6 protein-coding genes and 1 pseudogene are annotated in these 14,241 nt (G+C 33.5%); 1 reads left to right on the top strand and 6 read right to left on the bottom strand.

Annotation, left to right across the window (positions count from 1 at the left end):
- Positions 1–92: 92 nt before the first annotated feature.
- From BW732_RS10760 to BW732_RS10755, 3 genes and pseudogenes are all read right to left on the bottom strand, one after another.
- Positions 93–5,468, bottom strand: a complete 5,376-nt coding sequence (locus BW732_RS10760) for a S8 family serine peptidase (protein WP_077276734.1) — start codon at positions 5,466–5,468, stop codon at positions 93–95.
- Positions 5,469–6,114: 646 nt separating this feature from the next.
- Positions 6,115–6,222: pseudogene (locus BW732_RS11490) on the bottom strand (IS6 family transposase); the annotation flags it as partial.
- A 153-nt stretch (positions 6,223–6,375) separates the two neighbouring features.
- Positions 6,376–7,005, bottom strand: coding sequence for a DUF4767 domain-containing protein (locus BW732_RS10755; RefSeq protein ID WP_077276733.1), 630 nt, complete (start codon positions 7,003–7,005; stop codon positions 6,376–6,378).
- A gap of 557 nt (positions 7,006–7,562) precedes the next feature.
- On the opposite strand from BW732_RS10755, the gene BW732_RS10750 reads away from it, so the two are divergent.
- Positions 7,563–8,728, top strand: a protein-coding gene (locus tag BW732_RS10750; protein WP_152023764.1) for an IS3 family transposase whose coding sequence is annotated in 2 segments (ribosomal slippage) — positions 7,563–7,842 and positions 7,842–8,728 — 1,167 coding nt in all. Because the reading frame shifts where the segments join, the coding sequence is not laid out codon by codon here.
- 387 nt (positions 8,729–9,115) lie between these two features.
- On the opposite strand, the gene BW732_RS10745 is transcribed toward BW732_RS10750, so the two are convergent.
- The 3 genes from BW732_RS10745 to BW732_RS10735 all read right to left on the bottom strand — a co-directional run bounded on the left by BW732_RS10745 (position 9,116) and on the right by BW732_RS10735 (position 14,234).
- Entirely contained in the window at positions 9,116–9,529 is a 414-nt protein-coding gene (locus BW732_RS10745; protein WP_077276732.1) for a hypothetical protein, read from the bottom strand.
- Between the two features lie 114 nt (positions 9,530–9,643).
- Positions 9,644–12,355 carry a DEAD/DEAH box helicase family protein gene (locus BW732_RS10740; protein WP_077276731.1) on the bottom strand — a complete coding sequence of 904 codons (2,712 nt, stop codon included), beginning with the start codon at positions 12,353–12,355 and terminating at the stop codon, positions 9,644–9,646.
- The gene (locus BW732_RS10735) at positions 12,348–14,234 is read right to left on the bottom strand and encodes a site-specific DNA-methyltransferase (protein WP_077276730.1); all 1,887 of its coding nucleotides are present in this window, start codon (positions 14,232–14,234) and stop codon (positions 12,348–12,350) included. Before BW732_RS10735 ends, BW732_RS10740 begins: the two co-directional genes overlap by 8 nt.
- Between the last annotated feature and the right edge of the window lie 7 nt (positions 14,235–14,241).

Genomic DNA, 14,241 nt, shown 5'->3' with positions numbered 1-14,241 from the left:
GTTATTATTCCTTAATGAAACGCATAGTAGCACCTTAATTAATAAAAAAAAACTCACCTTATGCACAAATAGCATAAAATGAGTTTCATTTATTATTTAACTTTTTTCTTGCGAATAAAGAGAGTTATACCAGCCATTCCGACTAGTAAACTACCTAACGTCATTGCCGTAAAGGATTCTTTTTCTCCCGTTTTCGGTAAGGTCTTACCTGATTTTCCTTGTTCCTTGGTCTGAGATTGGTTAGAAGCCGGCACTTTTTCACTAGCTAACTTGCTACTTGATGCCGGAATAATTCCAATCGGATCAGTATTAACAGGTTTTTTAGATTCCGTGTCTTTTGCATCAGTCGCATTTTTATCAGATTTATCCTTCGTTGGTTTATCTTTACCATCGTTGGTTGGATTTTCTTCAAAAGGTGACTCTACTTCTCCTAAAGTTTTGTCTTTATCAGTTGGTTTATCCTTATCAGCTGGTTTATCTTTAGAATCTCCTTGACTCGATGTATCCTCTTTAGTCTTATCAGTTGTATCAATTGATTTTGTTGCTTTAACCATAATGTTTTCCGATAAAATAGTTCCTTCATTTCCAGCAGTATCAAAACTTTGAACTTGTAAAACACTATTTTTATTGACAGTAAATGGTTTATTATACTCTTTCCATGTCTTACCATTATCTAGACTATAGCGAATCTTGGTGCTTTTATCTTCTTTGTCCAATTCTAGTGTCACCGTCACTTGTTCTTCTTTTTCACCGTATGAACTTAGCTTAACGACTGGATTAGCAGCTACTTTAGTTCGAATATTCTTCGTCTCTACACTTGTAACTGGCGATTGATTCCCGTACTTATCTGCGTATTTAAAGAATAATTGGCCATTCTCAGCAACATTCAATGACTCAGGTAATTCAGTCCAAGTTTCTTGATCACTTGAATAATATAAGACTGGTGCAACAAAATTACCTGAATTCTTTTGAACGTCAGCTACATTACTTGCTGTTAAAACGACATTTTCTTTGGTTAATGTGTCAACAGATGACTTCATCGTCGGTGCTGGTAATACGTTATTTAAATGGTGTGCCACATCAAAATCTAATGTTTTACGATTATCCGCTAAATCGGTTAATGTTGCTGTCATTTTTGAAATATCTTCTGGTAAAACATCTAGCTTATACGCGACATCAACTGCATCACGTTTGGCAAAGAATTTTTCATCAAATGTATAATAAGTTGGATCTGTATGAACGTGGTTACTATTGATTGATAAATTAAATCCTGATAAATTATCTAAAATTTTCGCTTTAACAGTATATGGATTTTGATTTGTATAAGCCATTAATCCACCATCTTTAGTAACCTCCATATTTTCTAAATTTAGAGTTGGTAAAGTGTCGTCTACCCAAATCATGTACCCATAATTTACTAGCGGTCGCGCGTTGTTTAGCTTGTCATCTTGCACGTATGCTGTTAAACGATAGGATCCTGTTTTGACTTCTTTCAATTGATAACTAAATTCTAAGGTAGCAGGATCATACGCAACATCCTCACCATTTAATTTAAATGTTGTGACAGGGTATGCTAATTTACCTGTAACCGTTAAAATTTTGTTATCTTTATCATACCCTTCACTATCAGCATTTAACAGAGTCAAACTCGTTTCAATATTATCAAACGCAATAATATCATTATTTAAAACGGTACTTCCAGATGAATGAATCAAGACTTTTTGAATTGTTTGATTAGTTAAATCATCTTGAGCTACAACATAAAACAAGTTATCACCATAGCCTAATTTAACCGATGTTGTAAAACGTCCATCTGCATCTAGCGTCAATGGTATTTTCTCATCAGTGGTTGGATTATATAAGATTGCGACTGATGCTCCTTTTGCTTGACCTTTTAACTCATATGTTTCATCTTCTGTCGTTATCACACCTGACTCACCTAGATTATCAACGCTTAATCCAGGTCCAGATAAACGAACTGTCACTGGTAAATCTAATAATACGCTAGTTGCTGTTGTATCATTAGAAAACTTAAAGGCCACTGTGTCATTGGTTACGGGAACTGATGTTTCAAAAAATCCGTCTTCATTAGTTGACACTGCTTGGCCATTAATGAAGAATTCTGTAGATTCCTTATAGCTACCACTTAACGTAAATGTTCCTTCTTCCGCATTATAACCAGCCGTTGTTTGAGTAATGGTTTGACCTTTCGCCACATTATAAACTAATAGGTTTTCCACTTGCCCAGCGTCTACTTTAAGTGCCTGGTATGTATTATTTCCTGCTTCGTCAGCGACTAATAATTCAACTTGGTTACGACCCGATGCAAGGTAAGGTGTCAGACTATCAGTCACATATTTACCAGCATGTTCTTGTCCATCTGCGACTTTTTGAATACGTTGTTTTATAATTTTACCATTAATTGCTACTGCCACGGTTTTAGCATCAATACCGGTTAAATTATCTGATACATCTAAAACTAACTTGCCATCTTTAGCTAATTCAACTTGATTAACTTTTGGCGCTGTATTATCAACTGTCACTGGAATATATGTCGTTTGTGCCATATTGTCCGTTTGTGCTACGACACTAATTTTATATTGGTAGCGACCATCTGGGACATCTTTTTCCTTACCTGTCTTTTTATCATGCACTTTTCCATCCCATCTTGCTTGCGAAACTGTATGCTGTGTCCAATCACCTGTACTACTACTAAAGTAATCTTTACGACCGTTTTTACTGATGAATAACTCGCGAACTGTTTGTTCTTTTTCATCAATAATACTATATGTTGCTTCAGCATAATTTTTGTTAAAGAATAAAATAGGTAAACTATAGTCTTTAACTTTATCACGATTTTTTGGTGAAATCGCAATTTTATCTGGATTTACTTTATTACCATCTAACCCCAAAATAATTTTTTCATTACTGATTAAATAACCAGAGTTAGTAGGGGCTTGATGACCTTCTTGGAAATGCAGTGGATCAATAATTTTACCTTGGCTATATTTACCAAAAAATCCCATGTAAGGAATCACTAAATTTGGTGTCTCTTTACTGTCCCCATCAAATCCAACATATCCTTCAACAAATTGTTGAGCGTCAAAAGCAAATGGCAAAGTAATCGTTAAAGTAACTGGTTCAGTTTGACCCGGAGCAACAGTTACTTGGTTTTTATCTGCTTTGATTGTGGCATTTGGAATTTTAGTATCATAAATTTCTTTGTTATCAGCAGTTTGCTGTGTGTAGACGCCACCGTAATCATTAAAATGATAGGTTTTTTCTTGTTGACCATTATTTTTAACGTTTACTGTAAACGTCGTTGAACGTCCTATTTCCTTTAACGCAACTGTTGAAGCTTGATCATTAGCTGATGTTACACTCACCTGATTGTTTATAGCTGCTGCAATGTTAATTTGACCAGCACCTTGACGTCTTGGTGAAATAATTTCTTTGGTATGCTCGCTATCAAACATCGGTACAGAGGTATTAATGACTGAATCTTTAGCAAATTTAACTAACTCAGCTCCTGATAAGTCTAACTTTTTCTCTTTAATTGATTGTAAAAGCAATGCTTGTGAGCCAGCTACAAATGGTGCTGCCATTGATGTCCCACTCATGGATTGGTATTTTTTACCATTAGCTAAGGAATAAATATTACCACCAGGCGCACTAATTTCTGGTTTAAAATTCAATTCAGGCGTTGGCCCCCATGAGCTAAAACTAGACATTTTACCAAACTGATCATTATCCACACTAGCAGAATCAAAATCTAAATGAATAGCTTGCTTTTTAGCTGCTATATCAACTAATTTTTGACCATCACTATCTGATAAACCTAAAACTGGATAGTCTGGATCGTCTAATGCCATTTGGACAACTCCAGCTTGATTATTATAGATAAAAGCAGCAATTGCTCCATTATCTTTAGCGCGCTTGGCTTTTTCCGTAAAACTAATACCACCACGTTGAATTAACGCAATTTTACCTTTTAGTTGTGCTTTTATCTCACTAGTATAATCACTTTCTTGGCCTAAACCTACATTGACTAAGTCTAACTCTTTCTCTAAAATACTATAGTCAGTTGTTACTTGACTAAACACCGTCGTAGCACCTTTCGGCAAACCGGTCACTGAATCAAACACAACATTACCTAAAGTATCTTTAATGGTCTCCATCGTGACCTTAGTATTCTCAGATGATGCAACAGTTAAGGCTTCAGTTGTCACACCTGGGCCACCGACCGTACTAAGTTCAGTTGTGCCAGTTAAGTTTTGAGGATCTGCGTTTGTGTCATTTGTCCCACTAACATTATTATTTCCAGCTGAAATAATCGAGATAACACCTGCCTCAGTAGCTTCTCTGACCGCAATTGATTGCGGATCATTTGGGTCCGTGTTATCGCTAACAGATCCTAAACTCATATTGATAACATCCGCACCTAATTTAACTGAATCTTCAATCGCTGCAATAACATCATCACTATAACAACCTTTCAACTCCTTGTTATTTGAGAAAACCTTCATTGCTAATAGTTGTGCCTCGGGAGCCACACCCTTCACTTGTCCATTAGCACCTGCAATACCTGCAACGTGTTGCCCATGCATCCCCGCATCACCTGTGTCAACAATATCATCATTGCCATCCGCATAATTGTAACCATAAGGGACTTTACTATTAAAATATTTTCCTTTAGGCATCTCGTCTGCCTTAGCTTTCGTTAACTTTCCAGTTGTTTCTTCACTTAAATATAAATCTGGATGATTCGGATCAATCCCGCTATCAATAATGGAAACGACCATACCTTCACCTTTAAATTTATTCTCTTCCCATACTTTTTGGACTTGCGCTAATTGATTAGCATCTGTGTCACTTGGATAAAAAACTTGCGCAGGTGTAACAGATAAGACCCCACTTAGGTTTTTAATAGTATCCAAATCGGTTAACCGGACATCAATTGAGAATGCATTAACTAAATAACCAAATGATCGTTTAGCTTTCGCACCAGCGATTTTTTCAATAACTTTCTTTAAATCCGACTGAGCCGCTGTTACCTTTTTTGTCGCTTGCTCAATCGATTTAACTGCTGATTGACTCCCATCTGGCGTCACCGTTTTTTTTACAGCAGCTTCTTTATCTGTTTGGATAATCACACGAATACGTTGACTTTGATCAACTTCAGTATGTGATCCACCATCTGTAATAACACCTTTTGCTTTCAATTGCTCATCAACACGCTGATAAAAGGCTGCTGTCAGTTCTTTACTATTATTTTGTTGCTCATTTGCCAAAAATTCTTGCAACTCTTTTTTACGTGTTCCCAGCTTTTTCTCTTGGCTAGTTTTTTCTTTAGCTTTTTCCGCCAAAACAACTGAACTTTGTAACACAGGGGTAGATAATAACATCAGACTACTTGCTACAACAACTGACTTTCTGACTGATGGACGTTTCAAAAATTGACCCGACATATAATTCCTCCAAACATTATTTGTTTTATTAGTTATTTATTATAAAAAACTAATTATTTTATCATTATTCACAAATTTTTCATGTTTGTCAAATCCTTGTTTTTAAATAACTGTTATATAAAACGACTTTTATCTTTATTATGTCTTAAAATAGCGACTTAAAAAACAAGATTAAAGCATTATAAACTTTTATATTTATCTTTTAATAACAAACTTTAACAATAAACGTTCCTTTTAAAAAACAAAATAAAAAAAACGCTGATTGCATCAAGCGTTTTTCTAAAAATTATTAGTGTCTTAAAATTTTTAAGCAGTAGATAGTCATCATGCTGTAACGATATATCAAAAAATACGTTTATCTATGGTAGCAATGCGATATTAATAATATTTTCTTGACGAATCTTCATGAATTTATTTCTATGCTATCTTTACTCAAACGATTAGTTAAAAATTCTGTAAAATCGCCCTATTTAAAATAGACCACTTGCACTATTCTATTAATTGACATTCTTAGTTCTGTGATAGAACTTACAACCAATGACAATACCTACACCTAAATGGTATTAAAGTTAATTTTATATCTTTTTGAAGGTTGTGTTGCAAAGTTTTAAAAATAGATAGACGCATCCAATTTTTGATTAAGGGTCTACACCACCTTAAATAGATTTTCATTTTCTTCCCACGGGGAAAAGTCGAAGATGTTAATTTCTCTTCGACTTTCTTTGTAAAATGCTGAGACAACTTCAATCCTTTTGAATACGTCAAAATCAATTAGACTAAAAATATTGGTATCTTCTAACAGCTAATCAGATTAAATATTATTTTGAAACTAGTTGGTACCTTCTAATTAGCCAGACATATTATGAATCTGATTGATAATTGATGACAAAAAATAGCGACTTAATGCCTATTCATCCGCTACAATCGCTGCAAAACCATTTTTTAATTCAATATTATCCGTTTCTTTAAAATATAAATAGTTATCATTATTACCTTGATTTTGTGACGTTACCAATACTTTAGGCTCACCAGATACAAGTGTAAAGAAATAAACATGTTTTTGCATATATGGTTGCGAATCAGCGTCTGAAAAAACGGCGACTAAAGTGTACTCAGCATCTGATTTCCCATTGTCCGACCAAGCTAATGATATTGGTACGTCATTCACTACTGCTTGCCAATTATCAAGACGTTCTAACACGGTTTTTGGTAATTGTAGTCCATATAAATCAACGTTATTTGTTGGGCTGTATTCTTGATAATCTTGTTTCATCGTTTGCCCCCAGCTCAACATAAAATCAGCAAGTTTTTTGCCTTTATCAGCATTCCAAAGATTAGTTGATTTAACCTCTTTTTCAACAGTTGTACTAGACTCAGAAGAATGACTTGTCTCAGTTGTCACTTGTGACTGACTAGTTTCTGAACTCATCTTTGTCGATTTTTTTGTCGTTACATCTGAATCAGTTATCTTTTTCTGCCCACATCCTCCAACTAACAGGCCACTCATCAGAACACCAATAATTACGATTTTTTTCATGATAATTTCTCCTAAATATGTTATTGTTAGTCACTTAAACATAGATTACCTAGACACTTATAATTGTACAATAAAATAGGATAAAAACAATCAAGCAAAGTAACAATGCACTAGTTACATAAAAAAATAAAGTAGCAAAAACAAATTGTCTTCGCTACTTTATTTGAATAGTTAAATGATTTATGTACTATTTAACTCTATTAATTGCAACCACCATTTCCCCAAATCGGTATTGCTATCAAACCTCTAGCAGTTTCTATATCTCGTAATATTTTGTCATCACGAATTGCAAATTTTTCAACATCTGGTTGAATACTCTTATAGATATGTAAAATACTATTCGGAATCTGATGATTTTTATATAGATAATAACGAGAGACCTTTTCTGAGAATAGTCCAATGACTTGAGCGTAAATTGCATCACTAAACTGATTATCAATTAAGTCTTTAGCGCAGATTTCAATTAATTTAGACCAGTATAACTGGATAGGCTACACTTGACTAGACAGAAAAAATAAGGTGTGATGAGAATAAGAAAACACACTGGAGGAAATGTCATGTTAGAACGTAAACCAAGAAGAACTTTTACCAAAGAATTTAAACAACAAATGGTAGATCTTTACCAATCAGGAAAACCTAGAATAGATATTATTCGTGACTATGAGTTAACTCCTTCAACTTTTGATAGGTGGGTAAAACAAGGAACAACCACAGGTTCATTCAAAGAAAAAGATAATTTAACACCTGAACAAAAGGAATTAATCAAACTCAGAAAAGAACTTAAAATGCTTGAAATGGAAAATGATATTTTAAAGCAAGCGGCGCTGATATTCGGACGAAAAGGCAAGTAATTAAAGCCAACAAACATAAATATTCTATATCAGCGATGTGCCGAGTCCTTAAAATATCAAGACAAACTTACTATTATCAGGAAAAGAAGCCATTACTAGAAAGTGAACTAGAAGAAATTGTGGAAATGATTTTTCGCCAAAATAAAAAAGCTTATGGCGCTCGTAAAATAAAAAAAGCACTTAGTTTAGAAGGCATCATTCTCAGTAGAAGAAAAATTAGAAGGATTATGCGACACAGAAACCTCGTTTCTGTGTATACGAAAGCTTATTTTAAGGTGGTATCTTCTAATGTGAATGAGTCTAAAATAACCAATCAATTAAAACGTCATTTTAACTCCGTTATGCCATTAGAAAAAGTTGTCACCGATTTAACTTATGTCAAGGTTGGCAATCGTTGGCACTATGTCTGTTTAATTCTTGATTTATTTAATCGAGAAATCATTGGATTTAGTTGTGGGGCATCAAAAGATGCCGAATTAGTTAAACAGGCATTTTATACGATTCCGTACGCCTTAACAAACATTCAGTTGTTTCATACTGATAGAGGAAAAGAATTTGATAACCAAGTGATTGATACCATACTAAATACATTTAATATCAAGCGATCGTTGAGTAGAAAAGGAAATCCCTGGGATAATGCCGTCGCCGAGTCAACTTATAAATCCTTTAAAGCAGAGTTCGTTTATCCCAATCAGTTTGAGACACTAAAAGAATTATCTGTGGCTCTTTATGACTATGTTCATTGGTGGAATCATTTCAGAATACACGGAGCATTGAATTATGTCACTCCGCTTAGTATCAGAGCTCAGAGATTAGCGATAGCTTCCCTTGAGGATGAGTCAAACTGTGATACGTGTGAGATAGCGGGTTGATTTTTATAAGTCAACACACCGCGAAAGAGTCACAGTTTGAGAGGCTCATGGTCAAGGGTAATCGGATAACAGTACCAATGTTTTGACACCTTATAATATTTGTCAAAAAAAGTGTTGCCATTCCAATATACTTTTTTTGAAATTTATGATTCATTAAGAGAAATGGTGTTCTGTTCGCAATGTTAGTCATTTCTTCAATACTAACTAACATAACTAATAAAATAATAGCTTATCTTCATGTTCTCAATAAATTAATTGATAGTTCAATAAATTCGTTTACATTGTCGATTTATTTTTTGTGATATTCCTGTTTCCCCCAATATGTCACTTCTCTTTTTTCAGATATTAGATTTAGTATTTCATCCTCAAATAAAATAATATTCACCTCTATTTTCTTAGTCCACTGTAATTATTAATTTTTCCACCGTCTTTGTAAAACTTCTTAACATTTTCAAAAATTAATTTAATTTCGGCTTTTGATTCTCCAAATACGGCTTCCCTTGTATACAATACTAATGCTGCATTCTTAAAATATCTATAACAAGATTTTCTAAAATCAGCTGTTTCATCCAATCCATTCTTTAATTTAAACTCTAAATAATTTTTTAGATGAAACTTTTGACTGTAGTCACCCTTGTTATAAATATCTGCTATAACAAGCCAATCTCTTCTATTACCAGTTTTACTATTTATAATTTCTATATCTTGCTTACCTTCTTCATAAGCTTTGAAAATTTCTTTAGAATACTCGGTATCGTTATCCGCTTGATTTAATATATCTAGAACTTCTTTTATTTCCATTTTAAATTCACCCTTTCTTAAACAATAAAATTAATATTTATCGAACTAAATTTCATTCTAGAGATTATTAAAAAAAGCAAACAAGTATAGCCCTATAGAACTATACTTGTTTGACTACATACTCAACCCTCTAAACTCACCATCAATCGCAATTCTGGCAAGTTGTTTCATAGTATTTCTACCGTCATTGATTATGTAGAATTTTAGTCCTTTGATTTTAACGCCTTCTAATTCATCTTCAAAAGCTAATTCTACTTCATGTTCGTTAATATACATCAACAAGTCTTCTTTCCATTGTTGTTCTTCGATTTTACCACCTTTTGGTTCAATAAAGACTTGTAAGAAAAAGTCGGCATTTTGAAGATATAGAATGAAGTCTGGTTGGAAGCCTTCAAAGTGAACATCTTTAGCGTTAGGGTTAAACTCATGTAGCTTCATGTTTTCACTTTTAGCTGATTCTCTATGCATGTTTTCATCCATACGTATCAAGTAAACTTCTGAATAATGCTCTTTTAATTCTTGTACCCGTTCCCCAATACGATCAATCAATTGTTTTTCTGTTAAGTTAATAATCGCTGATTCGTACACAAAATAATCATCATCAATCACAAAACGTTGTACTGTTTGAGGGTTTTTATCCATGAATAATTTAGACGTATCATAGTTAGGAATACGTTTCTTATAATCCGTCACATAGTCTTTTACTGGATAGCCAATGAATTTATTCGTCCCCCTATGACTGTTAAAGTTCTTCTTAATTTTTTGAGCCACTTCTGCTAAATATAATTCAACAATTCTCAGCTTTTCTTGTGCTGTTAAATCATGACGTGTCATTTTCATTGGAACGTTTGCGTATATTGTACGATTGGTAATATTTAACCATTTTTCCCCTAAAAAATCTTCTCTTGAATTTAATAATGGCATATATTTTTTAAGGTTATCAAAATGGAAAAATGTTAAGCGATTCATAGCTTTTTCTATGAATCGTCTATCAATTTCAACAGGTATTTGGTGCATATCTGTATAATCTTCATACACCATATCCGCTTTGTAGCTTACTTCTTTTGCTGAAGATAACCAATTAATGACAATATCTTCTTGGTTATCTAGTGAATATTTAGTTAAACCGTCATAGTAATCATCCGATAACTCAATAGATTGGTTATAATACAGTTTACCGTATTTCCAGACATCCGTTTTCTTGAATTTGGGTTTAACTTTAACATCTAATAGCGGGTTTTTCTTATCTTCGCCCGTTGGTAAGTTCATTTCATCTAAAGCAGCTACTAAGTTTTTCAGATACTGTGGTTCATTGATTGTATGATAATGTAATGTTTCTAAAATCAAACTTGGATTGCTATCATCTTCAAATCGTCTTTGATAAGATTTTTCACCATCTAATTCAAACGGATTATACCTTGCCCCACGTCCAATTAACTGGGCTTCAGCCATGGTTGTTTTCTTATCCCCTTTTGTATCTTTATAATTACTGATTCTGACAATATCATACAGATTTAAAACATCCCAACCTTCTGTTAATTTCGCTACCGCAAAAACGACACGATATAAGTTATTAGGACTTTCTAAGCTATTTAACGCTTCATATTGTCCTTTTTCAAGCATTCCCGCCCCACGATCACTATCGTTAGCGTTAATAATGCGACTTGGTGAGAACTCACGCTTCATTTCTTTGACAATTTGAGGTAAGTCTTCTTTATTTTTTAAGAAGTAATTATAGGCAAAACCTAACGTCTCACTTTGATCTTCAGACATGACTTTTGCTTGTCTTTCAAGAAACGTTAAAATATAGTCTGGTGTTAACTTGTCAATCAGTTGATTAAACAGGTCGTTTGCTTCATTTGACGCATCAATTTTTTGTGATTTAAACATAATCACTGGTTTGATATAAGTACCATATAATTCAAAGGCATAGCGACGTCTAAACTCACTTAATAACACGACATTCAGCATGTTTTCTTCATCTGTATTGCTTGACTGAATTCGTTTAACATTCTTAGAATAACGGTCTTGAATAAAACGATCTAAACCATAGCGATATAACACCTTATCTTTGTATTTCTCATAGACTTTCTTATTTTCTAAATCAATAGTCGCCGTAAATTCTAACAGCTTATTGTCTTCATTGGCGTTTAATATGGTATTAATCGCTTTTTCCCATGATTGTTCCATTTCTTTTTCAGACTTAGTAGACGCTGAATAGTGATGGGCTTCGTCTCCTAAAATAGCCACTTTATTTCTAGCGTAATCTTGCGCTCCCATTGAATTCTCACCTTGCGTGAAAATATCACTCGCAACGGATTGTACACTGGCTAATTTAATGTAAATCGTGTTCTTACTTTGATTTTTAGGAAACTCATCAACTTTTACAATCGACAAACGTTCCCCATCTATTTCAATCACTGACTTGTATAAATACTTATTAGATTGCTTATTCGTTAAGTTATCAATCGTTTTATTTAATACACTATTAGTATTCACAATAAATAAAAAGTTCTGATAATTGTGTTCTTGATACAAATACAAGATTAACCCAGCCATCAAATCTGTTTTCCCTGAGCCCGTTGCCATGTTAAACAGCGCATGGTTAATTCTGCGGTACTCGAAGACTTTATTCGTCATGGTGTAGTGGAAATAACGTAAAGCAGACTCCTGATAATCACGGAACGTATGTACCATATTTTCAGCTAAATACGTTGGGGTGCTCCATCCTAACGCTTCATTTAGTAAACTATGATCCAGTTGAACAAGCTCATCATATAAAGGCAGTGATAATGGTTTAAACGTTTCTTTCGTCTTCTTAGCCATCTTGATTCACTTCCTTATAAAAGCTCTGATTAAAGGCATAATCTGAGTCAGACACTAATTCTCGAACGTGCGCATCATCTATTTCTGAATAGTTGAAATACAACTGATTTTTATCTAGTATTTTAATCAAGGTTTTCTTTTGTTCTTCAAGTGAATGTTCCCATAAGGTCGCCTTAACCTCTTCTAAATCCACTCTAAAATCAATATCAGGTGATTGACTCATTCGTTCAAAAATAGCTTGTAGTTCTTGCATAGTATCTGCTTCGATAATTTCTTTTAAGAAACCTGTGTTCTTTTCCATTAATTCAGCATAGATGAATGAACCACCACCTTGCCAATCAACTTCTTTAGAAATCCCACCTTGTTCTCCTTCAATGACTTTTTGAAGTCTCGGAACTGATACGGTATCAATATAGTCCATTTGTTCAATCCCAATAAAACGACGATTCATTTTCATAGCCACGGCTTGAGTGGTTGCAGAACCCATGAAGAAATCCACTACTAAGTCACCTTCATCTGAACCAATATGAAGAATTCGTTGTAACAGTTTTTCTGGTTTGGGTGTTGAAAAATTAAAATCTTCAATCAATCTCTTTATTTCTTTATTAGCCTGATCATTATTCCCTGCTTCAGTATGTAACCATAAAGTATTAGGCGTAACATTTCCCATATCAGAAAGATATTTTTTTAATCTAGGGACTGATTTACCATCTTTACCAAACCAAATCATATTATTGTTATCATATTCTTTCAAAGAGTCAAAAGAGTATCTTGGAAATGTTCCTCTTGGTGGTTCCCAAGTAACTCCATTTTTAAAAGTATACGAAAAATCGCTATTTTTTCCACTCTTAGCGTGAAGAGGTTGTGTCATCCAAGGCCCCCTGAAATCATTATCAGGATTTTTATATCTTGCATTCATTTCTTCACTTCTAGGTAAGCCATTTAGTTTAAATGTCTCTTTCCTCATCGAATACACTAGAATATGATCATGACTATCAGAAAAATATTTTGCGTCATTAGCAATGGTATATTTCTTTTGCCAAATAATATTTGCAAGAAAATTTTCTCTTTCAAAAATACCATCACACAAAACTTTTAAATAATGGCTTTCATCATCATCAATATTTATCCAAATACTTCCATCCTCTGTTAAAAGGTCACGTGCTATTTCTAAACGATTTTTCATAAACGTTAGCCATGCTGAATGATTAAATCTATCATTATATTGGAAACTATCATTTCCAGTATTATAAGGCGGGTCTATATAGATTAATTTAACTTTCCCTGCATAACGTTCTTTTAAACTATGAAGAGCTAACAAATTATTACCTTTTAAGATTAGATTATCATCTTCGGTTATTTCAGAAACTTTATGCTCGCCTTCTATATCATACTTCTTAGCGTTTACTAATAACTTTTTATCCAACAGTACATCAATTTCTTCTTTCGCAATCACTTCATTAAGAAATGGTTCATCGGGTCTTAAATCATCTTTCGCTAGATCTTCTTGGGTCATCCCTGCTTTTAACACTGTATCCTTATAAGGAAAATCTAACACGACTTCAGTTGTTTCATCAATAAATTTCCCATTAGCTGTTAACCCAATTTTTTTTGAATATTTTGTATAAGAATCTTGCCAGTAGTCATTCGTTTCAAATAATTCTACTAATTTGTTTACATTAAAAATAATGGCATCATTGATAGCCGTTGTAAAATTACTTTTCACAACGTCATTTGACAACATTTTTGTCATTAATTCTTTGTCATAATTATCTAAGTCATGAATCACTTTTTGCTTATTGATGATCTCACCAATAAAATATTTATCACCAAACATCAGCAACACCGATTTAATGGCTTGATTAATTTTCGTATCCATAATTCCT

The organism is Vagococcus penaei, from assembly GCF_001998885.1.
GTDB lineage: Bacteria > Bacillota > Bacilli > Lactobacillales > Vagococcaceae > Vagococcus > Vagococcus penaei.
The sequence above is the reverse complement of the archived record's forward strand: the minus strand, read 5'-3'. Positions and strand labels throughout refer to the sequence as shown.